Below are 23,772 nucleotides of genomic sequence, written 5' to 3' on the forward strand. Positions count from 1 at the left end.
GAGACTAAAATGCAAACAAATGGACAAAATGTTCAAAATGAACAAAAACAAAAAAAAGAACGTCAAAAATTTGATAGCCAATATAAATTCACTTGAGCTAAGCTAGGTAGTTTCCTTGGAATCATTTTTGAAGAAGCTAAAAAGAATAAATTATTATTCATAACAATGGTATTTATGACAGCACTAGATTCAGTTCTTGCTGCATTATTACCAATTGCATCAGCTAGAATGGTGTCATTACTATCAGCTACTGATGCAAATCCAGCACCGGGAAATGCATTGAACTTCTTAGGTATGGATATGGTTTGAACTAGTTGAATTTATGTTTTACTAGTGATATTTGCCTTTATGTTAGTTGCAGAATATTTAACTAACTTTACAATCGGGTTATTTTCAGCTAAAGTTGAAGTAGCACAAAGAAATAAAATTTTAATTTCGTTAGTAAACCAAGAAGTTGATTTCTTCTTTGATCATGTTTCAGGGAATATTCTTACTAGATTAGTAGCTGATACTCAAGGATTATCATTAGGAATTCAACAATTCTTAACAAATATTATTTATTGTGGAGTTGGTCTAACAGCTGCCGTGGTAATTTTATTTGTAGAACAACATACTTTAATTGCAGCTGTTTCATTAGCTTACATGGCTGTTGTAATCTTTGTAGCAGTATTAATCTTTATTCAATTCAGAAGAAGAATGATCACTGCCTTTGACATTAAACGTGATGTTGACACAGATATGACAGATAGAATTGGTAATATTTCATTAATTAAATCATCTGGATTAGAAATGTATGAAATTGATCGTCTTGGAGCTATGAATGAGAAATATAACAGAGCTGGTGACAGTACTGTTAGATGATCTGCAGCCTTAAACCTTTGAGTTTCAATGGGTACAGGTTTCTTATCAACATTCATAATCATCATTGCAGCAATTAGATTTGTAAATGGTGATACAACAATCTATGCATCATTAACTTTAGCTTTACCATTGGTATCACAAATGGTTATTTCTATTGTTATGTTAGTACCAACTCTTAGAGCTGCTACACGTGCATCAAACTGTGCTGATAGAATTGGTGAATTAACTGAACCAATTCCAGAAATTCAACCAAACGTGGACGGATTCCAAGTTGAATCTATTGAAACTGTTGAATTTAAAAACTTAGATTTTGCTTACCCTAAGAAAAAAGACAAAATTATTTTACCTAACATCAATGTTAAATTTGAAAAAGGTAAATCATATGCCTTTGTTGGAGAAACTGGTTCAGGTAAATCTACAATCGCTAGATTACTATTAAGATTCTATGATCCATTAAATGGTGAAGTTATCATCAATGGTAAACATAACTTAAAAGATATTAATATGCCAGCATACTTATCACATATTGGATATGTTGAACAAGAGCCACAAATTTTCTTTGGGGATTTCTTTGATAACATTAGATATTCAAAAATGGAAGCAACCGATGCTGAAGTTATTGCAGCATGTAAAAAAGCTAAATTGCATGACTTTATCATGACATTACCTGAAGGATACAATACAATCTTAGGACAACGTGGATTCTTATTATCTGGTGGTCAAAAACAACGTTTAGTAATTGCTAGAGTATTCTTGAAAAACCCTGATTTAGTGATTTTGGATGAAGCAACTTCTGCTTTAGACAATATTGTTGAAAAAGAAATTCAAGCTCAATTAGATGAACTTGTAAAAGGTAAAACAAGTATTACTATTGCTCACCGTTTATCAACAATTAAAAATGCTGATGTAATTATCGTTTTAGGTGCTGGAACAGGAATTGTTCAAACTGGTACTTATGAAGAGTTAATCAAAGTTGAAGGTCACTTCAAAAAATTACACGAAGCTGGATTAATGAAATAGGAGAGACTATGAAAAAAATTAATATTATTGGTGCAGGTCTTTCTGGTTCAGAAGCGGCTTACCAATTGGCAAAAAAAGGTTACTCAGTTAACCTTTTTGAAGTTAAAAAACTAAAAAGAAACCCAGTTCAAGTAACTGATAATTTTGGAGAGTTGGTTTGTTCTAATTCATTACGTAGTGATGATTTAGGGAATGCTGTCGGAACTCTAAAAGAAGAAATGAGAATGTTAGATTCTTTAATTATTAAGGCAGCTGAATTCGCAAGAGTTCCTGCTGGGGGTTCATTAGCAGTTGATAGGGATAAATTCTCGGGATACATTACAAATGAAATGAATTCTAACCCTTTGATTAATGTTATTGATCAAGAAGTTGAAAAAATTGATCGTGATGCAATTACTTTAATTGCTTCGGGTCCTTTAACAACTGATAAATTGCAAAAAGAAATAAATGAAATTTTAGGAAATGATGATTTCTACTTCTTTGATGCTGTAGCTCCAATTATTGCAAAAGATTCAATTAATATGGATATTGCCTTCCGTAAGAACCGTTATGAAAAGGGTGAAACTGAAGATTACATCAATTGTCCTATGAATAAAGAACAGTATGAAAAATTCTACAATGAGTTAATTAATGCAGAAACTGCAATTGCACATTTAGAAGAAGATCAAACTTTGAAATACTTCGAAGGTTGTATGCCAGTTGAGGGAATGGCTAAACGTGGAGAAAAAACTCTATTATTTGGTCCTATGAAACCTCAAGGCTTAAGAAACTTAGATGGAACAAACAATTATGCTGTAGTGCAACTTCGTCAAGATGATGCTAAAGATTCACTATACAATATAGTTGGTTTCCAAACTAACTTAAAATGAGCTGAACAAAAAAGAGTATTTAGTTTAATTCCGGGATTGGAAAATGCTGAATTTGTTAGATATGGAGTTATGCATAAAAATAACTTCATCAATTCACCTAAATTATTAAATAAACACATGCAATTAAAAGATGCTAAAGATATTTTCTTTGCAGGTCAAATTACAGGGGTGGAAGGATACGTTGAATCAACTGTTTCAGGTATCTTAGCAGCTCTTAATATTGACAAATACATCAAAGGTGAAGAAATGGTTTGTCCACCAAGTTCGACAGTTACGGGGGCTTTAATTCATTATATAAATAATGCTAGTTCAACTAACTTCCAACCAATGAAGGCAAACTGAGGTATTGTTGATGAAATTGATATCGATAAACGTCAAGGTAAACCTGCTAAAAAAGAAGCTTATTCAAAAAGAGCTTTAGAAGAAATGAGAAAATTCATTGAATTAATATAAGAAGGAGGATTTATGTTAAATAAACAAGATTCAGTATTTTGAGCTTACTTCAACGAGTATGCTAAAAATACATTAAATCCGATTTATAAAAGAGTTACGATCGATCTTAAGAATAAGGTCAATGAAATTTTCAACGTAGCTTATTATGGAATCTTCCAATATCAAATGAAAAAGGGTGAACCCCTTTTATCTATTAGTCCTGAGATAATTCAAGAACTATCAAATTACATAATAGATAACTATTTCTTACTTTTTAAATTCAGTTATCAAAATAAGGAAGCTAAATCTAAATTTAGTGTTTCAAATGAAAGTGATTTATTGTTCATTGAAGAAACTATTGAAGATATTATTATTCCTTTTGTGAATTCAAATATGTTCTCTAATTGTCGTCAATTTTTAAAGAAAGATAATGCGGCATTTACATTGCTTGCCAATTTGGCTTTTAAACATGAATTTGATACTAACTTCACAAATGATGAAGATGTTAAGAGAATTTATCATGGTTTGGCATACCCATTACTAATAACTATGTTATTGGTTGATGTTACTAAACCAGATGAAATGTATAACAAAGTAAAAAGATTTTTCACATTTGAAAATGTTGTTCGAGCTATTCAAGTTGGACGTCGTCTTAGCGAAGAAGAACGTGAATATATTAAACCAGACTTAGAAGTAATGAATAACGAAGAAGATTATCATAGCTTCATTGTTAATTTTCAAATTGAAAATTGAGAAAAAATGGATTTAAATACTCGTTATAAATACTTATTTGAATTATCGAAATTCACAGCATTATTCTTAAAAGATAACATCAAATCAATTACTGCATTTGGTAACGGGGAAGAGGTTCTTGAGCTTATCTATAACTATTTACCAAATGTAATAGCAGCTGATGAAGAAGAGGGTATGACAGTTGCCTTCAACTCACTTGATATTGAAAAGAGTAATACAACCACATTCATGCTTTCATATTTAAATAAAGATTATGATTTTTATAAAACAATCAATCATATTGTAACTATAAAAGAGTACAAGAAGATGAATTGAGATGCTGACAAGTTGATTGGTATTACAAACTTAACTAAATATGCCTGCACTTATTTAGAGCTTGTTAATAAGCTAAAAAGAGGTAATGGAATCATTGGTGACTTTTTAATTGAAAATAAAAAGGTGGGAATTGTAAATACTTTGAAAATCTATGAAGAAACTGATAGTGATGGTTATGTTATGAAATATAAAAATATCAAATTCAACGATATTGAACTTGATATCAAAAATTTAGAACACTTAATTCAACCTTCTCCTCGTTTTGTAGAATTGGTTGATACTCATTCTGAAATCAGTGTAATGCTTAGAGTTATTTCGCTAGTATTAGCACTTGAGCCAAAAGCGGCTCGTGATTTTGGTTATGCATGACAAATGCTTGTCAAATATTACATCATAGCTTTTGGACCTTATAAAAAACAAGTGCCAGTTTATGATAAAAACTCATTCAAAAAAATTGAAGCTAAAGTTGAAAAACTACTAGATCAATATGAATGATTGAAACAAAAAGACAAAGTTATTGACTCACTTTACTTAATTTATAAGTTAGCAAACTTTAAAAACTAATAATTTGTAAAAAATTATTAAAAAATATTTTAATTCTGTATTAAAAGTGGTATATTTTTAATATGGTATTAATCATGCCCATGTAGCTCAGTTGGATAGAGCACGCGCCTTCTAAGCGTGAGGTCGGAAGTTCGAGCCTTCTCGTGGGCACCACTTAAAAAAGAACGTCATGCCTCGGCATGTTTTTTTTATATTTTATGAAAGGTAGGAATAGAAAATGAATTATTATGAAGAACTAATTTTAGAAATTAAAGAATTATTAGAACAAAAGAATTATGAAGAATCATTGAGATTGATTAATGCAGAATTAACTATGCCTTATATTCCTGCTGATACTGAAATTCAATTATTAGAATTTAAACAACAAATTATAAATATCCAAATGGAAACAGTGAGAAATAGTGGTGCCAAAAACTTTTCAGTTGAACAAATCAAAGAAATGTTAAATAACAAAAATGATGCAGTTGAACAAACAATAGCAATTAATAATATTGCAAATATTAATGCGAGATTGATCTTAGAAGATATTAAGAATTATTTACTTGAAGAGGATAATTCTTTTGAAAACAAAACTTTCCTAATATTAGCTCTAAGTGAGCAAAAATTAGATGAAGTTTTAACTATCAATAAGTATGAAGAGATTACAATAAATCCAATTGATATTGATGTTGTAGAATACCAAAATAAATTAGATAAGGTCGCTAATTTAATTGACTCTACATTAGGGCAAGAGAATCCTTCTTTAGCTCAAATTTCAAATACTATATTATTTACTTATTTCTTAATGAAATTCCCTAAAATTGACTTAGAAGATGATAAAAACCTAGCAGGTGCAATCATTTTACTAACTCACGAAATCAGCGGATTAGAATTTAATGAAATTGAGTTGAATAAATGATTAGTTTTTGATTTAAATCAAGTAAAATCATATATGGTAGATATTAAAGAATGTGGGGTTTTACAAGATGGATACAATTGAGTTCAATAGCGATTATTACGAATCATTTAACGATTATAATGATTTAATGGTTCAAGCCTTTGGAATTGGTTGTTCATTGTGTGAATCACCAGAAATTACTTTCGTTCATAAAGGGCACCCAACACCAATTGGGATGTTAATCAAAGAACAAGGTAAAGACCTATCAGATAAAGAAGTAGAAAAATTAATTGCAAAACCTTTAGAAGAATGACAAATCTTTGATGATTCAAATTCTGACGAAAGTATCGCAACCTTCTTATGTGATGAATGTTTTAATACATTAGAAAATAACTAAGGAGGAAATAAAGAATGAAATTTATTGATACAGCTAAATTTACAATTAGAGCCGGAAAAGGTGGAGATGGAGCAGTAAGTTTCCACCACGCCCTATTCGTACCAAATGGAGGTCCAAATGGTGGAGATGGTGGAAATGGTGGAGATGTTATCTTCGTTGCTGACGGAGGAAAACACTCATTACTAGATCTTAAATTACAAAAAGTATATGCTGGAGAAGATGGTGGAAAAGGTGATATCAAAAACATGCACGGTGCTGCCGGGGATGAAAAAATCGTTAAAGTTCCAGTTGGAACATTAATCATTGATATTGATGGAGATGTTATCTTAGCCGATCTTGATGAAGATGGTAAAAGAGTTGTTGTTGCTCGCGGAGGAAAAGGTGGAAAAGGGAACGCTCGTTTCGCCAACTCACGTAACAAAGCTCCAACAATCTTCGAAGCTGGTGAACCAGGACAAACTTTCAATGTTAAAGCTGAATTAAAAGTTTTAGCTGATGTTGGTTTTGTTGGGTTACCAAATGCTGGGAAATCAACATTATTAAGAGCTATCTCAAACTCTAAACCAGAAGTTGCAGATTATGCCTTCACAACATTAAACCCTCAACTAGGGGTTGCAAAAGCAAGAGATGGTTCAACATTTACTGTAGCTGATTTACCTGGTTTAATCGAAGGTGCTTCACTTGGTAAAGGGTTAGGACACCAATTCTTAAAACATATTGAAAGATGTAGAGTAATTTGTCACGTTTTAGATATGTCAGGGAATTATGGACAACAAGATGTAATTAAAAATTACGAAATGATCAGAAATGAATTAAAAGAATATAATTTAAAACTTGATGATAGAGTTGAAATTATTGTTGCTAATAAAATGGACTTAGATGAAGCTCAAATTAACATGATGGATGAAAATATCATTAACTACTTTAAAGATAAGAATATGATTCAAGTTTCAGGACTAAATAGAGACAATACTGAAGAATTATTAACAGCAATTGCTAAAGAATTAGAAACCGCTAAATACATTCCATTATGAGAAATGGATGGAGAAGTTGATACCGATGTTAGAATCTATACTCTTGAAGAAGAAGCTGAAGACATTCAAATTATCAACCGTGGTAATGGTAGATGAGAAATCGCTGGAGATACAGTATTCAAAATTTACCAAAAACTACCTATTTGAACAAGTGATAACTTATTACTATTCAATGAAAAAATTAAAAACCTTGGAGTTTACGATCAATTAAGAGAACGTGGAATCGGTAAAGGTGATATTGTTAAAGTATTCGAATATGAACTAGAATGAATGGATTAATTTTATGAAAAAATTAGAAAATTACTTAGATTACTTAGTTGAGTATATTCAAGATACAGTTAAAGCAGCTGGAGCTAAAGGGGTTATTGTTGGAATTAGTGGTGGAATTGATTCTGCTGTTGTTGCTAACTTAGCTAAAAAGGCATTCCCAAATGATTATTTAACTGTATGAATGCCAATCAACTCAAGTCAAGAAGATCTTGATTGTGCAAATGAATTAGTTGAAAGAAATAATTTAAAATCAATTACAGTTGATTTAGAAAATACTTTCTCAGCTTTTAAAGGTTCTTTTGAACAATTAGATGCTGAACCAACTCTATTGGCGCTTTCAAACTCAAAAGCTCGTTTAAGAATGACTACTTTATATAATATTGCTCAAACAAAAGGTTATTTAGTTCTTGGAACAGATAACATGGATGAATGACATATTGGATATTTCACAAAATTTGGTGATGGAGGAGTGGATGTTGTTCCAATTATTCACTTATTGAAATCTGAAGTAAGAGAAGCTGCAAGAATTTTAGATGTTCCTGAATCAATCATTAATCGTGCTCCAACAGCAGGTTTATGAGAAGATCAAACAGATGAAAAAGAAATCGGTTTTTCATATGATAGAATTGATGCATATTTAATGGGACAAGATAACGCTCCAGATCTTGTAGAAAGAATTGAACACTTACATAAAGTTAGTGAACATAAACGTAATATTGCTGCAAGTCCGAAGCCATTTAAAAGATAAATATAACAACCATTAAAAGTGGTTGTTTTTTTATTAAATGATAAAATATATTTAGGTTTATGTAAGAAAGTGAGGAAATTGTATGATACCAAATGCCGGAATTAACATTTTCCAACAAGACATTAGTTTTGATGTTATCTTTTATACATTCGTAGCATTAGCAGCATTTGCTTTGTTGATTTATATTTTAAATATGATATTCCGAAAAAATAAATATCGAAAAGTTGAAAAAACAAATAATGTTGAATTAATCAAAATAACAACAAATGAAAAACAAAAAAACTTAATTGATGATGAAATAAAATCAATAATTAAGGATAGAAAAATACAAGTATTAGCAACGGAGGGGGAATAATATGAGAGATTATAATGGTAACGAAATCAGTAACTTCACAGAAAATGGTGAAGTAAGAATTGATAATGGATATAACCAACAAGGTCAACGATTTGATCGTCCATTTCGTGAATTAACACCCAACTTTTCGAAGAAGGAGTTAGATTCAGTTGAAATCCCGAGAGAAATTGCTAAAGAAATTAAATTTGAAAAATTTAGAATATTTGGAATTCTTTTCATTGGATTTATCATAACTTTTATTTCTATATTCTTCATGTGTCTGGATTTAATAAAAATCGAGGGTAAAGATAACTTCTTGGGTATGAATCCTGATTATGTTCCTTCATATGTAGGGATGATGTTCTTATTAGCTTTAGGAATAGTGATGTTGTTAATGGGTATTGTTGATCAAGGGCATATCTTAAAAGATGTTAAGAGATACAAAGCTGATTTAATTATGGGTCGTGAAAAAATCCCATATTTCATTAAAAGAAATTATAAAGCATTATTAGCTAGACCAATTTATGTAAATTGAGCTGCATTCTTCATCTACATCTTTGGTGGTATTACAATCGGAATCATGTATGCAGTACAAGCAATCTCAAAAGGGAGCGTTAATATCAAAACCGAAATCATCATCATGATTTCAATTGAAATAGCTACATTAATACTTCATGTACTTTCATTAATCTTTAATAGGGCTAGAATGGGTAATTTACACGTGTATTACGACCGTGACATCCTTCCCTTTGAACAGATTAAGGATATCAAGAAAAGAGCCAACAGAACATGTTTAATTCTATTCTTCGGATTCTTAGCAGTTGTCCTATTCTTTATCATCATTCCAATAATGATTATTAGAAAACGGGATGGGAAATCAATAATTCCGTTCATATAATAACTAAGCACTAAGGTGCTTTTTTTAATGCTTTTGATAATTAGCACTCTTATGTTGTAATTGCTAAAATATGTTATATAATAATAAAGAATCATCGAAATGGTTCAAATATTTAGGAGGTATTTTATGGAATTTCAAGAAAAGGGAAATGAGACAAATGCATTAGAAAAATACACTAGAGATCTTACTCAAGATGCTAGGGATGGAAAGATAGATCCAATTATTGGAAGAGATGAAGAGATTTTAAGGGTTATTAGAATCTTATCTAGAAAAACAAAAAATAACCCCGTTTTAATTGGGGAACCTGGAGTTGGTAAAACTGCAGTTATCGAAGGATTAGCACAACGTATTGTAAAAGGTGATGTACCAAGTGTTCTTAAAGATAAAAAAATTTACGAATTAGACATGGGTTCAGTTATGGCTGGTGCCATGTATCTTGGAGATTATGAATCAAGAATTAAAAGTATTGTAAACGAAATTAAGAAAACTGATGGAGAAATTATTTTATTCATCGATGAGTTACACTTAATTGTTGGAGCTGGTAAAACTGGAAGTGGTGGAATGGATGTTTCAAACCTATTAAAACCAGCATTAGCTCGTGGTGAATTAAAAACAATTGGGGCAACAACTTTAGCTGAATATAGAGAATATGTAGAAAAAGATGCTGCGTTAGAAAGACGTTTCCAAAAAGTAATGGTTTTAGAACCAACACCTGAAGAAACAGTTTCAATTTTACGTGGTCTTAAAGACAGATTTGAAACATATCATGGAGTTAGAATTCATGATAACGCCCTAGTGGCTGCAGCTGAACTTTCAACTCGTTATATTTCAGATCGATTCTTACCCGATAAAGCGATTGATTTGGTTGATGAAGCATCAGCAACTATCAAAACAGAATTAGCTTCTGTTCCAACTGAACTAGATCAAATTAACCGTAAAGTTGTACAATTAGAAATCGAACGTTCAGCACTATCTAAAGAAAAAGATGATAAATCTAAAGAGAGATTGATTGAAGCCGAAACAGAACTTAAATCATTAAAAGCTAAACAAATGGAATTAGACGAAGAATGAGAAAAAGAAAAGGCTGAATTGGCAAAAATTAATGGGTTAAAATCAACAATTGAACAACTTAAAATCGAATTAGAGCAAGTTCAAAATGAAGCTAACTATGAACGTGCAGGGAAAATTCAATTCGATTTATTACCAGCAGTTGAAAGACAATTAGCTGAAGTTGAAAAGAATACAGATAACAAAATGCTAACAGAAGAAGTGACTGAACAAGAAATTGCGAAAATTGTTGCTCGCTGAACTGGTATTCCAGTTGATAAATTGGTAGCTGGTGAAAAATCTAAATTAATGAATTTAAAAGATGAATTGCAAAAATCTGTAAAAGGACAATACGAAGCAATTGATGTAGTTGGGGATGCTATTTTAAGAAGTAGAGCAGGAATTAAAGATCCTGAAAAACCAATTGGTTCATTCCTATTTTTAGGACCAACAGGAGTTGGTAAAACTGAAGTTGCAAGATCATTGGCTGAGTTAATGTTCAACTCATCTAAAAAAATGATTAGATTCGACATGTCTGAATATATGGAAAAACAATCTGTTTCTAAATTAATTGGATCTCCACCAGGTTATGTTGGATATGAAGAAGGTGGAAGATTAACTGAAGCAGTTAGAAGAAATCCTTATTCAATTGTTTTATTTGATGAAGTTGAAAAAGCACACCCAGATGTATTTAACGTATTGTTGCAAGTTTTAGATGAAGGTAGAATTACTGATTCACTTGGTAAAACAATTGACTTTAAAAACACAATTATCATTATGACTTCAAACTTAGGAAGTGAATACATGTTAAATGCCGAAAAAGCTGAAGATATAAATAAAGATTTAGTAACAAAAGAACTTCAAAAACATTTCAGACCTGAGTTCTTAAACAGAATTGATAACATCGTTATGTTCAATCCTTTATCAAAAGAAGTAGTTGTTGAAATTATTGATAAATTATTATTTGAATTGACAACAAGATTAGCAGAACAAAAATCATACTTCATTTCATTTACAGATGCTGCAAAATTCAAAATCTTAAATGACGGATTTGACAGACAATATGGGGCAAGACCTATTAAACGTTTCATTGAAAAGAATATTGAGACTTTACTAGCTAAAGCTATTGTTGAAGATAAAATAGAAGAAAACACTAAATACGTAATAGATGTTAATGAAAAAGGTGATTTTTCATTAGAATCATCAATTAAATTGAACTAATATTAGCAATATAATTGTTTGAGTGCTAAAATATTAAAGAATAGTGGTGAAAATATGTTAAAAGAAAGACAACAACAAATATTAAAAGTTATCGTACAAGAATTTATCGCAACTAACCAAGCTGTTGGTTCTAAACGAATTCTTGAATTACTAGATATTAAGGTTTCTTCAGCAACAATCAGAAATGAATCGGCTGCCTTAGAAGAAATGGGATTTTTAGAAAAACAACACACATCTAGTGGAAGAATTCCGTCAACAATGGGTTATAGATTCTATGTTGACAATCTGATGATTAGAACTGATAATGCTGAGTTAAAAGATTATCTTAAAAAAGTAATATTTGCTCGTGGTGTTGGGATAGACAATGTTCTTGATCAAGCTACAGAAATCATTAGTGAGATGACTAAGATGACTGCGATTGTTACAAAAAAAGATAACTTAGAAGAAGTTAAACTAAAAAAAATTGAATTGATTCCTTTGAATCAAAGTATGGCTTCTGTTATCTTTGCTCTTTCAAACGGAACTATTCAAACTAAAGTATTTAACTTAAACAATGTTTCATTAAATGATTTATCTATTTCAATTAAGTTGTTTTCTGATAACTTAATTGAAACAAATGTTGAAGATATCGAGACAAGAGCTCGTGAATTCAAACCATCATTGGAAGTTAGTGTTAAGAATTATGAGTATGTACTCCAAACATTCATTAACACAATCTTGCAAGGTAATGATGAAAAAAGAGAAATCGTTGGAATGAAATATATGTTAGAAAATCCAGAGTTTAATGACACACAAAAAATTAAAAATGTTATTAACTTAATGGAAAAAATGTCACCATTTGATTGATTTGATGTAACTTATGAATCAAATCAACAGATGAATAGAATTAGTACAAAAATTGGTAATGAAATTGGTGATGACACTGATGATATCGCGATTGTTGGTACTGAATTCAAAACTGAAGATGGTGGAACTACAACATTAACACTTGTTGGTCCTAAACGCGTGGACTACTCACAAGCCAACCAATTAGTGCAAATGTTGATTGATATTATAAATAGAGGCGAGGAAAGTTAAATGAACAAAAATATTCCAGAAGAAATTTTAGAATTAGTTAATCAACTTTCTGATGAAGTTGTAAAAGCTGATGAGACAGAAGAAACAAAACCTTCTGAGAGAGAAATCTTATTAGAATTTATCAACAAACAACAAGAACAAATTGAAGAATTAACTAAAAAAATTGAAGAAGAAGAATTAATGTATGCAGCTAAAGTTCAAACTTTAACTCGTAGACATAATGAAGAAAATACAAATAGTAGAAAATATGGTTCAGCAAGTTTAGCTGAAGATATTATTAAACCAATTGATTTATTCAAAAAAGTGTTGGCAGCTCCAGCACCAAGTGAAGAAGTTAAGAATTATTTATTTGGATTTGAAATGATCGCAAAACAATTGGAACAATCTTTAGAAAATAACGGAATCACAATGATTGAAGTAAAACCCGGAGATGAATTTGATTCAAACATCCACAACGCTAATGAGGCTGTTGAAGGAACTAAATTCAAAGAGAACCAAGTTGTTCAAGTTATTAGTAATGGATATAAAATTCATGATCGTGTATTAGTACATGCAATTGTAAAAGTAGCAAAATAATAAAGGAGATTTAAAATTATGGCAAAAGAAAAAATTATAGGTATCGATTTAGGGACAACTAACTCAGTTGTTTCTGTAATGGAGGGTGGACAACCAATCATTTTAGAAAACCCTGAAGGACAAAGAACTACAGCTTCAGTTGTAGCTTTCAAAAATGAAGACATTATTATTGGTGGGGCAGCAAAACGTCAAGCTGTAACAAACCCGAATGTTGTTATCTCAGTAAAATCAAAAATGGGATCAAATGACAAAGTGGATGTAAATAACAAACAATATACACCAGAACAAATTTCAGCAGAAATCTTACGTTATATGAAAAAATACGCTGAAGATAAATTAGGAGAAAAAATTACTAAAGCAGTAATTACTGTTCCTGCTTACTTCAATGATGCACAACGTAAAGCAACTAAAGATGCTGGTAAAATTGCTGGATTAGAAGTTGAAAGAATTATTAATGAACCAACAGCTGCAGCACTAGCTTATGGTTTAGATAAAAAAGACCAAGAACAAAAAGTATTAGTTTATGACCTAGGGGGAGGAACTTTCGACGTTTCTATCTTAGAATTAGCTGATGGAACTTACGAAGTTTTAGCAACAAGTGGTGATAACAAACTTGGTGGGGATGACTTTGATCAAAAAGTTATTGACTGATTAATTTCAAAAATTAAAGCTGAAGCAAACGTTGATTTATCAAATGATAAAATGGCTTTACAAAGACTTAAAGATGAAGCTGAAAAAGCAAAAATTAACTTATCTTCACAATTAGAAGTTGAAATCAACTTACCATTTATCGCAATGAACGCAGAAGGACCAGTTTCATTTGCAACAACTTTAACAAGAAGTGAATTTGATAAAATGACTAAAGACTTAGTTGATAGAACTGCTAAACCAGTTAAAGATGCTTTAGCAGCAGCTAAATTATCACCATCAGATATCGATGAAATTTTATTAGTTGGGGGATCAACAAGAATTCCTGCAGTTCAAGCTGTAGTTAAATCTCTTGTAAATAAAGAACCTAACCGTACAATTAACCCTGATGAAGTAGTTGCTATGGGAGCTGCTATCCAAGGTGGAGTATTAGCTGGAGATGTTACTGACGTTTTATTATTAGACGTAACTCCTTTATCATTAGGAATCGAAACAATGGGTGGAGTATTTACTAAATTAATTGATAGAAATACAACAATTCCAACAGAAAAATCACAAGTATTCTCAACAGCTGTTGATAACCAACCAGCCGTAGATATTAACATCTTACAAGGTGAAAGACCAATGGCTGCGGATAATAAATCTTTAGGACAATTCCAATTAACAGGAATTAAACCTGCTCCAAAAGGACAACCTCAAATTGAAGTTACATTCAAAATCGACGTTAATGGAATCGTTTCTGTTACAGCAAAAGATAAAGCTACAAATGAAGAAAAATCAATTACAATTTCAAATTCAGGATCATTAAGTGATGAAGAAATCGAAAGAATGGTTCAAGAAGCTCAAGACAATGCTGAAGCTGATGAATTAAAACGTAAAAATATTGAATTGAAAAATAAAGCAGAAAGCTACATTAATATCATGGAATCAAGCTTAACTGAAGCTGGTGACAAAGTTACTGAAGAACAAAAAACTCAATCAGAAACAATGATTAATGAAATTAAAGAATTATTAGCAAATGAAGACTATACAGCTTTAGAAGCTAAAATGGCAGAATTAGAACAAGCAATGGCAGCTGCTGCTGAATTTGCAAAATCACAAGAAGACAATTCTGGAGAAGAACAAGCAAATTAATTTAATCAAAACTAACTTAGGTTAGTTTTGTTTGTTAAAGAAAGGTATATATGGCAAATAAAAGAGATTATTATGAAGTCTTAGGTGTTAGCAAAACTGCAACAGAACAAGAAATCAAAAAAGCTTATCGTTCATTAGCAAAACAATATCACCCGGATATGAATAAAGCTCCTGATGCTGAAGAAAAGTTTAAAGAAGTAAATGAAGCTGCGAGTGTATTAATGGATCCCGAAAAACGTCAACGCTATGATCAATTTGGTCACGCTGGTGTTGATGGACAAGCTGGTGGATTTGGCGGATTTGGCGGATTTGAAGATTTCTTTGGAGGAGCTGGTGGAGGATTTGCTGATATGTTCGGCGACTTCTTTGGTGGCGGTCAACAAAGACGAGGACCTTCAAGAGGTGAAGATATTGTTTTACAGACAACATTAAGTTTTAAAGAATTAATTTTTGGTGTTGAAAAGGAAATATCTTTAAACTTACTAACTAAATGTGCTACATGTAATGGTGTTGGGGCTGCTAATCCAAACGATGTTCACACATGTAATAGATGTGGTGGATCTGGTCAAGTTCTAACTCAACAATCAATGGGTCCAATTAAATTCCAATCACAAGCTGCTTGTCCAGATTGTAATGGACAAGGTAAAACATTCACAAATAAATGTCACGATTGTGCTGGTCATGGTTTACACATGAAGAAAAAAGATATCATTGTACCTATTCCTCAGGGAATGAGACCTGGTCAGCAAATGGTTATGCAAGGATATGGTCACGCTTCAGAAAATGGGGGACCATCAGGAAACATTTACATCAATGTAAATGTAGCTGATTCAAAAATGTTTAGTATTTCTGGAACAAGAGATCTACTTATGAAATACAACATTAGTTATCTTGATGCAATATTAGGTAATACAATTACGATTGATACATATGATGGACCAATGAAATTAAAAGTACCTAAAGGAATTAATTCTGGTGAAACTATTAAAGTGCCTGGAAAAGGTTTATACAAAGATACAAAAAGTAGTAAACGTGGAGACTTGATTATTTCTGTAAATATTTCAGTTCCAGTATCTGTTTCAAAGGAAGAAAAAGAGATTTTAGAAAAAATCAATAAAGAGACAAATTTCAAAGTTAGAAATATTCTTGATTAATTTCTTATTGTTTATGTATAATAAGAATATAAATTGAATATCGAAAACTTATATAATCCTGCATATTGGGCAGGAGTCTCTACCTTACACCGATGTAAGATTATGAGTTATAAAAAGCTTCTAAGCTGTGTTTTCACATTGTTTAGGGGCTTTTTTTGCTTTTTCAAAATATGTTTTTCATTTAATTTATGCAAAAAAAGTCGAAAGGAAATATATGACGAAAAACACAAAATCAAAAACTGTTAAAGTTTCTGAAGATTATTTAATTGAAGAATATGATTTTTCAAATGAAACTCCAGAACAAACAGCCGCTCGTTTCGCCAAAGATTTTAAATTCAGTAAAAACAAAAGTATTGCTAGACTTGAAAGATATTTTAAGTTTGATACTTTAGGTGCTATCTGAAAAAAAGAATTTATTGGTGGACTTGCTACATTTTTATCACTAATTTATATTTTATCTGTTAACCCAAATATCTTGGGTAGCGCCACTTCAATTACTGAAGGTGCTCCAAATATGAACTCATTCGGGATCTTTTTAGCAACAGCTATAGCTTCAGGAGTTGGTTCAATTGCTATGGGGCTAATGGCTAATATTCCGGTTGCATTGTCAACAACAATGGGAATTAATGCCATGTTTACATTCAACTTAGCAAATGCAGGTAATCTTGGATATGAAGGGGCATTAATTGCTGTAATGATTTCATCAATTATGTTCTTCATAGTTTCAGTAACACCTGTAAGAAAAGTTATTATGGGAGCTATTCCTAAACAATTAATCCTAGCATTCGGAATCGGAATTGGATTCTTTATCGCCGTTGTTGGATTAACTGACATGGGATGACTGAAAAAAGATATGGATGCCGGTGTTCCACTTGCTTCAATTAATGATTTACAAACTTTCTATCCAATTATTTTAATTGGGATGGTTACTTTATGTATTATTTTGGTGTTACATTTCAATAAAATTCCAGGAGCGGTAGCTATTGGAATTGTATGTGGATTTGTTATTGCGATGATCTTTGCTAATACATTAAGTAAAGACTCTAGTTTATATGAAGAACTTGTAGGGAAATCATCAAGCCCTTTATATAACACTAACTTCAGAAATGGAACTGTAAAATGAGAATACAATTTCTCAGGATTTACAGATAACTTCAAAAACACATTTAAAGCGTTTGGTAATGTTGAGCTTTGAAAAAGTCCTGTAATGTACATTTCAATCTTTGTATTCTTATTCTTAGATTTCTTTGATACAACAGGAACAATGGCGACATTCAACCACCAATTAAACAAAAGAACAAACCAACACCATGAACTATCAACCAAAGCATTAGCTGTTGATTCTGCAACAACAATGTTGGGAGGGGTTCTAGGAACTTCTCCAGTTGGGGTATTCGTAGAATCATCAGCTGGTATTGAACAAGGAGCTAGAACAGGGGTTGCCGCTATCTTAAACGGAGTATTATTCTTCGCAGCAATCGCTTTATTCCCAATCTTTAAATCTATTCCTTCTTGTGTAACTTCCGCTGCATGTTTATACATCGGTTTAATGATGATTGGTGAAATGAAAGCTATTGAATGAAAAAAACCAGAATTTGCTTTTGCAACATTCTTTGTAATTGTATTCATGATGATGACATATTCAATTGCGGATGGAATTGCTATGGGAGTATTGATTTATACATTTGTGATGTTAGCTACAAAACGTTATAAACAACTACCAATTGCTATCTGATTCTTGTCTGTAATATTCATTCTTTACTTTGTGGCCTTAGCGTTCATAAAGTAGTTTAAAAAACACTATAAAAATGATAAAATTAAAATTGCTTATAAAAGCAATTTTTTTATTCTTTTAAAAGCATTTTTATTGTAAAAATAAACAGAAGGAAATATTATGAAGAAAAAAGTTATAGTAGGAATTAGTGGTGGTGTTGATTCATCAGTTGCTGCATTACTATTACTTCAACAAGGATACGAAGTTGAAGGATTGTTTATGCGTAACTGAGATTCTGCTGCTAATGGAGATGTATTAGGAAATCAAGAATCATTAGATGAAATTTGTACACAAGAACAAGACTATTTTGATGCTAAACAAGTAGCCGATAAATTAGGAATCAAACTACATAGAATCGACTTTATTAAAGAGTATTGAGATTATGTATTTGAATACTTTATTAAAGAATATAAAAAAGGGAGAACACCAAATCCAGATATTCTATGTAATAAATATATTAAATTTGATAAATTTTTAGACCATGCTTTAACAAACTTGGGGGCCGATTATATTGCGATGGGCCATTATGCGGGAGTTAGATTCAATGAAGAAACTCAACAATACGAAATGATTAGAGCTTTAGATCAAAATAAAGATCAAACTTATTTCTTATGCCAATTAAATCAAAAGCAATTATCAAAAACTTTATTCCCTTTACAAGCATTAGAAAAACCAGAAATCAGAAGAATTGCAGCTGAACACGACTTAATTACAGCTGATAAAAAAGATTCAACTGGAATTTGCTTTATTGGTGAAAGAGAATTTACAAAATTCTTACAAAATTACATTTCTAACCAACCAGGTGATATCGTAGATATCGCAAGTGGTGAAGTTGTTGGAGAACACATTGGAGCTATGTATTATACAATCGGGCAACGTAAAGGTTTAAACCTTGGTGGGATGAAAGAACCTTATTATGTTGCTGCAAAAGATGTAGAGAAAAAAATAATCTATGTTTCAAAAGCTAGCGATGAAAGTTATTTATTATCACAAAGCTGCATCGTAAATGAAATAAATTGATCATTGGATTTAAATAAATACTTTGACAATATTGAAGAATTTGAATGTACAGCCAAATTCAGATATCGTCAACCTGATGTTAAAGTTACTATGACTAGAATTGATGAAACAACTTATAAAGTTTCGTACAATGAACCGGTTAAAGCTGTAACAGAAGGTCAAGAAGCAGTATTTTACCATGGAGACATTTGTCTTGGTGGTGGAGTAATTGATATTGTTAACAAATAAATATGTAATAAAACAATAAATGTTTTATAATTATTAAGAAATATGTCATAAGGAGATAAAAATATGGGATCAGGTGGAACATGAGTCTTATTGGGACTTTTAGTTGTAGTAATCATTTTCGTTATTGTTACTACAATCACAGGTAAGAAAGCATCTAAAAAAGAAAAAGCTAAACGTTACCAAGAAGTACGTGAAAAAATAAAAGCATATATTGCTAAAACAGATAACCGTAAAAACTTACGTGTTGAATTTGAAAAAGTTTACGCAAGAAAAGGTGCTGAATATAAATATAGAGACGTTTTTGATGTTATTGTAGATTTAATTGAACCTAAAACTCAAAAACACTTAGAAACTAAAGCTTATGAAGTTGAAGGTATTACAACTAAAATTGATAAAAAAAATTATAGAACAGAATGAATTGTTAATACTACTTTAGAATTAGAAGATACTAAAAAACGTATTGCTATCGCCGAAAAAGATATCAAACTTACAAAAGAAGAAAAAGCTGCTTTAAGACGTGAAGAACGTGAAAAAGAAAAAGAATTCTATGCTAAAGAAAAAGCAGATAATAAAGCTGCTAAAAAAGCTTCAAAATCTACATCAAAACTTGATAGAGAAAGAGAACTTGATAGAGTTAATAAACAAATGGTAGAAAAATTCGTACCAGTAAGAAGAAAAGATTAATTAAGGATGGCTTATGCCGTCTTTTTTTAATCTCAAAAAATAAAAAAGATATAATTAAAGGAGAGGTAATTATGAGCAATATTTATAAAACTAACATTTCAAAAGAAACATTTAAAAAAGCACTAAATGAATGTGTTAAAAAAGCTTGAATTTTTAATTCCAAAGAAAACTTCTTACAAGCAGTCGAATGAAAGAATGAATATAAATTTCAATACAATTTAAAAGAAGCTGTAGATTCTGAAGACGATTTTGGTGGAGATGCTTCATCAATTGATATTTTCCAAACTTATATCGATTCTGTTAATGAGGGTGAAAGATCACAAGAGTTTTTAAAAGATTGAGAAGCTAGTTGAGAAAACGAGAATGGTTTTGAAATGACAAAATTTGCAGGAGAATCTATTGAAGATGGTAATGCTGTTGGAGAAGCTGCAAGAGAATATTTTGAAGCGTTAAATGAGCAAGAAAATATTACGAATAATTCACATTATAAAACATTCTCATTTGAACATATCTCTAATTTTGATGTCGCAGTTGAACACACTAAAAAACTTTTACAGAACGCAAATGAGTATTCATATCTATTTGAAGCAGCATTTGAATTTGATAATAAAAATTTAAGAACTAGATGTGATATTTTAAAAATCAAAAAAGATAAGCATGTAGAAATAATTGAGGTTAAAGGAACTTCTAAAGTCAAATCAGAACACTTCTTCGATTTAATGTATCAAGTTATTGTATTGGAGAAGAACGGGTACATTGTTGATGATATTGCAATTTGTCATCTACAAAAAAATTATTTAAGGGGTCGCGATAATAATGCTGACTTTAAATCTATCGGAGATGAAGCTAAAGAATACTTTGAAACATTTGACACAATAACTTATGAAGAAGTTGTTGAAGCAATTAAAAATGCTCCAGGGATTGAAAAAGATAAAACGCCTTCTGATCTTAATTACGATGAATACTTCTTAGTTGATAAATTATCATTTGGTACTGCAGCAACTAGGCCAACACTTAAACAAGAATTAAATTCTTTCAGAAGTGTTTTCAATGTCGAAGAGTTAATAAAAGAATTAACAGATATTTTAGTTGATAAGACTGGTCAAATTCTTGAAATATTCGCAAGTGAAACATGTGGAACAAAAGTGAAAAGAACACGTAGTGGCCAATGAGAAAAAACAGCTCCATATTGTTATCATGCGGTTGAATATTTCAATAAGGACCAAGAGAATGTTTTTAACTTTACAGGTGGAACAGATTTAACAAATGAAAAAAAAGCTAAATTCTTTCATAGAGAAAAACTTTGTTATTTAGACGACATTAGTTTAGAGAAGTTTCAAAAACATTGTTCACATTGTAATGAATATGAAATGGAACAATTAGAAGCAGATCTAGCAGACGCTAAAAAAATCCATAAGGATGAAATGAAAAATCTTCCAAAAGAAGAAAGATGAAAACAATCAGAAGATGATCAAATAAATGAAATCAAAGCTTCAATTGAAGAATTGAAAGCAACTTTCTATTTTAGTTATAAACACCATCGTCACTTTGAAACTTATTTGAATAAAGATTTAATTGCTGAAGATGTTACTAAATCGATAAATGGGGATACTTATTTTAACTTAGTATCAATGTTGCGTAAATATGAAGATTATCCTGTTTACATGTACGATTTCGAAACTGTAAAATGGGCAATACCAAACTTTGATAAGTCATCTGGTTACCAACAAATACCATTCCAATACTCTGTAGATATCATCGTTGATGATAAGTATGATTATTGAAATCCTGAAACAATGAAACACTATGATTTTATTGGTCCTAATCGTTTTGATCCGAGACCATACTTCATTGAACAATTTATAGTGGATATGTTTAGTGAAGGACCTGGAGTATACGTTGCATATAATGATTCATTTGAAAAATCAGTTTTAAAGTACTTAGCATACATCTATCCAGAATATGCAATTCCATTACTATACATAGTTCAAAACACAATTGATTTGATGGATTTTTTTAAAGGTAATTCAAAAAGAGATATTCCTTGATTCTTGGTATATCATCCAGGCTTCCACGGAAGCTATTCAATTAAAAAAACACAACCATCATTAGAACCTGGTTTCAATTACTCTGATTTAAAAATTAATAAGGGTGATAAAGCCTCTCAAACTTTCCGAGAATATGTAGATGGTAATATTCCATTAAAAGCATGAGAAGAAACAATTAAACCAGATATGATTAAATATTGTAATAGAGATACTTTAGCAATGGTAGTAATCCTTAAAAAGATTGAAGAAATTGCTGCTAAATATAAGGAGAATAATTATGGGTAATAAAATTAAAGTAGTATTTTGTGGGACTCCAAAAATTGGAGCAGACATTTTGAATGCATTAATCGAAATGAATAATGTGGATGTGGTAATGGTAATATCACAACCAGACAAAATGGTTGGTCGTAAGAAGATATTAACACCAACACCAGTTAAGGCAGTTGCTGTTGAAAATGATATTAAAGTCATTCAACCAATCAAAATCGGAGAAGCTTATGATGAAATTAAAGCTGTGAATCCAGACTTTATTGTTACTTGTGCTTATGGACAATTTATTCCTACGAAAGTTCTAGAAATACCAACAATCGATTCTATTAACATTCATGGAAGTTTATTACCAAAATATCGTGGAGGAGCTCCAATTCAATACGCTATTAAAAATGGTGATCCTGAAACTGGTATTTCAATTATGAAGATGGTTAAAAAAATGGATGCTGGAGATTACTTTGTTCAAGGGAAAGTTGCCATTACTGATGAAGATAATACTGGAACAATGTTTGAAAAATTAGGTATTCTAGGATCTGAAATGATTAAAGAAAATCTTGAAAAGATTTATAATGGTGAATTGACTCCAATTCAGCAAGTTGAAGAAGAAGTTACTTTTTCTAAAAATATTACAACTGAAGAAGAACGAATTGACTGACAAACTACTTCACGTGAAATCTTTAATCACATTAGATCTTTAGATCCATGACCTATTTCGCACACTTTCATTAACGGTGAAAGATATAAAATTAAATCAACAAGATTAATAACTGAAGACGAACACTTCATTACAACTATGAAAATTCACTTACCAGGTGAAATTGTAGCAATGGATGAAGAAGGAATTATAGTTAAAACAACTGATGGATTTATTAAAGTATTAGAAATTCAAAGACCTGGTAAACCAATGTCTGATGCTGGATTATACAAAAAGAATAATTTACAAGACTTAAAAATCGGAATGGTCTTCGATAATGTACAGATTTAAAAATACTAAGTACATTACAATCACAAGTATGATGATAGCTATTTTACTTGTGATTTCACTTACAACTTTATTCATTAAGGTTGGAGATAGTACAATTCAATTTACAACGGGTTTCTATTTAGCATTATGTGCTCTTATGCCGGGACCATCAATGTTAATTGTTGGAATTGTGTATGGAGCTTTAATGGATACCATCAATGGTGGCTTCATTTATATACCAGCAACAATAATGATAAATGTCTTGATGTTTTTAATTGTAAAATTTGGTAAAAGGGCTTTGAAACCATACGGTAGTTTTGCAATAGGCGCTTTAGTTCTGATGATTTATGTTCTATACAATTATCTAATTAACATGGCTAATTCGGAAGTGGATTCAATAGTTATTAAGGAATTCATAATAGATTCAATCCAGTATGTAACAGCTGTTGGAATATCTTGTCTTATTTACTATGTTTGTGTTAAAAGGGATTTTGACAAAACTTTATTTAAAGACAATTATAAAAAGTTCTAAAAATGTTATAATTATTAAGATGA

Annotated in this window: 20 protein-coding genes, 1 tRNA gene and 1 riboswitch; all 21 genes read left to right on the forward strand. The window is 30.8% G+C overall.

Annotation, left to right across the window (positions count from 1 at the left end; all coding sequences use genetic code 4):
- Nucleotides 1-9: 9 nt before the first annotated feature.
- The 21 genes from G319_RS0103725 to G319_RS04790 all read left to right on the forward strand — a co-directional run bounded on the left by G319_RS0103725 (nt 10) and on the right by G319_RS04790 (nt 23,749).
- A complete protein-coding gene (locus G319_RS0103725) occupies nt 10-1,881 on the forward strand; it encodes an ABC transporter ATP-binding protein (protein ID WP_026389733.1) in 1,872 nt (623 codons plus the stop codon).
- Nucleotides 1,882-1,889: 8 nt separating this feature from the next.
- Nucleotides 1,890-3,203 (forward strand): methylenetetrahydrofolate--tRNA-(uracil(54)-C(5))-methyltransferase (FADH(2)-oxidizing) TrmFO, encoded by a 1,314-nt coding sequence (trmFO, locus tag G319_RS0103730; protein WP_026389734.1) that lies wholly within the window; start codon nt 1,890-1,892, stop codon nt 3,201-3,203.
- Nucleotides 3,204-3,215: 12 nt separating this feature from the next.
- The gene (locus G319_RS09890; protein WP_026389735.1) at nt 3,216-4,814 is read left to right on the forward strand and encodes a hypothetical protein; all 1,599 of its coding nucleotides are present in this window, start codon (nt 3,216-3,218) and stop codon (nt 4,812-4,814) included.
- Between the two features lie 76 nt (nt 4,815-4,890).
- Nucleotides 4,891-4,967: transfer RNA gene (locus tag G319_RS0103740), tRNA-Arg, on the forward strand.
- Between the two features lie 64 nt (nt 4,968-5,031).
- Nucleotides 5,032-5,802: a DUF3196 family protein gene (locus G319_RS0103745; RefSeq protein WP_026389736.1), complete on the forward strand. Its 771-nt coding sequence runs from the start codon at nt 5,032-5,034 to the stop codon at nt 5,800-5,802.
- Nucleotides 5,780-6,088 carry a hypothetical protein gene (locus tag G319_RS0103750; RefSeq protein ID WP_026389737.1) on the forward strand — a complete coding sequence of 103 codons (309 nt, stop codon included), beginning with the start codon at nt 5,780-5,782 and terminating at the stop codon, nt 6,086-6,088. Before G319_RS0103745 ends, G319_RS0103750 begins: the two co-directional genes overlap by 23 nt.
- 14 nt (nt 6,089-6,102) lie before the next feature.
- Complete coding sequence (gene obgE / locus G319_RS0103755) at nt 6,103-7,401, forward strand: GTPase ObgE (RefSeq protein WP_026389738.1); 1,299 nt, start codon at nt 6,103-6,105, stop codon at nt 7,399-7,401.
- Between the two features lie 4 nt (nt 7,402-7,405).
- Nucleotides 7,406-8,140 (forward strand): NAD(+) synthase, encoded by a 735-nt coding sequence (gene nadE / locus G319_RS0103760; protein ID WP_035358878.1) that lies wholly within the window; start codon nt 7,406-7,408, stop codon nt 8,138-8,140.
- A gap of 82 nt (nt 8,141-8,222) precedes the next feature.
- Nucleotides 8,223-8,495: a TIGR04561 family membrane protein gene (locus G319_RS0103765; RefSeq protein WP_026389740.1), complete on the forward strand. Its 273-nt coding sequence runs from the start codon at nt 8,223-8,225 to the stop codon at nt 8,493-8,495.
- Between the two features lies 1 nt (nt 8,496).
- On the forward strand, nt 8,497-9,372 hold the full coding sequence (locus tag G319_RS09895) for an MSC_0882 family membrane protein (protein WP_051350887.1): 876 nt from the start codon (nt 8,497-8,499) through the stop codon (nt 9,370-9,372).
- 126 nt (nt 9,373-9,498) lie between these two features.
- Nucleotides 9,499-11,640, forward strand: a complete 2,142-nt coding sequence (locus tag G319_RS04785) for an ATP-dependent Clp protease ATP-binding subunit (protein WP_051350888.1) — start codon at nt 9,499-9,501, stop codon at nt 11,638-11,640.
- Between the two features lie 54 nt (nt 11,641-11,694).
- Nucleotides 11,695-12,717 (forward strand): heat-inducible transcriptional repressor HrcA, encoded by a 1,023-nt coding sequence (gene hrcA, locus G319_RS0103780; protein WP_026389741.1) that lies wholly within the window; start codon nt 11,695-11,697, stop codon nt 12,715-12,717.
- Complete coding sequence (locus G319_RS0103785; RefSeq protein WP_026389742.1) at nt 12,718-13,293, forward strand: nucleotide exchange factor GrpE; 576 nt, start codon at nt 12,718-12,720, stop codon at nt 13,291-13,293. It abuts the gene before it with no gap.
- Between the two features lie 18 nt (nt 13,294-13,311).
- Nucleotides 13,312-15,075 carry a molecular chaperone DnaK gene (gene dnaK, locus G319_RS0103790; protein WP_026389743.1) on the forward strand — a complete coding sequence of 588 codons (1,764 nt, stop codon included), beginning with the start codon at nt 13,312-13,314 and terminating at the stop codon, nt 15,073-15,075.
- A 50-nt stretch (nt 15,076-15,125) separates the two neighbouring features.
- Nucleotides 15,126-16,229, forward strand: coding sequence for a molecular chaperone DnaJ (gene dnaJ, locus G319_RS0103795; protein WP_026389744.1), 1,104 nt, complete (start codon nt 15,126-15,128; stop codon nt 16,227-16,229).
- Nucleotides 16,230-16,257: 28 nt separating this feature from the next.
- Nucleotides 16,258-16,352: riboswitch (purine riboswitch) on the forward strand.
- A 91-nt stretch (nt 16,353-16,443) separates the two neighbouring features.
- Nucleotides 16,444-18,018, forward strand: a complete 1,575-nt coding sequence (locus tag G319_RS0103800) for an NCS2 family permease (RefSeq protein WP_051350889.1) — start codon at nt 16,444-16,446, stop codon at nt 18,016-18,018.
- A gap of 105 nt (nt 18,019-18,123) precedes the next feature.
- Nucleotides 18,124-19,251 carry a tRNA 2-thiouridine(34) synthase MnmA gene (gene mnmA, locus G319_RS0103805; protein WP_026389746.1) on the forward strand — a complete coding sequence of 376 codons (1,128 nt, stop codon included), beginning with the start codon at nt 18,124-18,126 and terminating at the stop codon, nt 19,249-19,251.
- Between the two features lie 63 nt (nt 19,252-19,314).
- Nucleotides 19,315-19,935 carry a hypothetical protein gene (locus tag G319_RS0103810; RefSeq protein WP_026389747.1) on the forward strand — a complete coding sequence of 207 codons (621 nt, stop codon included), beginning with the start codon at nt 19,315-19,317 and terminating at the stop codon, nt 19,933-19,935.
- A gap of 71 nt (nt 19,936-20,006) precedes the next feature.
- On the forward strand, nt 20,007-22,268 hold the full coding sequence (locus G319_RS09900; protein WP_026389748.1) for a DUF2779 domain-containing protein: 2,262 nt from the start codon (nt 20,007-20,009) through the stop codon (nt 22,266-22,268).
- On the forward strand, nt 22,261-23,238 hold the full coding sequence (gene fmt / locus G319_RS0103820) for a methionyl-tRNA formyltransferase (RefSeq protein WP_026389749.1): 978 nt from the start codon (nt 22,261-22,263) through the stop codon (nt 23,236-23,238). Before G319_RS09900 ends, fmt begins: the two co-directional genes overlap by 8 nt.
- Nucleotides 23,225-23,749: an ECF transporter S component family protein gene (locus G319_RS04790; protein ID WP_051350890.1), complete on the forward strand. Its 525-nt coding sequence runs from the start codon at nt 23,225-23,227 to the stop codon at nt 23,747-23,749. Before fmt ends, G319_RS04790 begins: the two co-directional genes overlap by 14 nt.
- Nucleotides 23,750-23,772 lie beyond the last annotated feature (23 nt).

Origin of the sequence: Tullyiplasma multilocale ATCC 49900 (assembly GCF_000483165.1) — a bacterium.
Taxonomy (GTDB): Bacteria; Bacillota_I; Bacilli_A; order Mycoplasmatales; family Mycoplasmataceae; genus Tullyiplasma; species Tullyiplasma multilocale.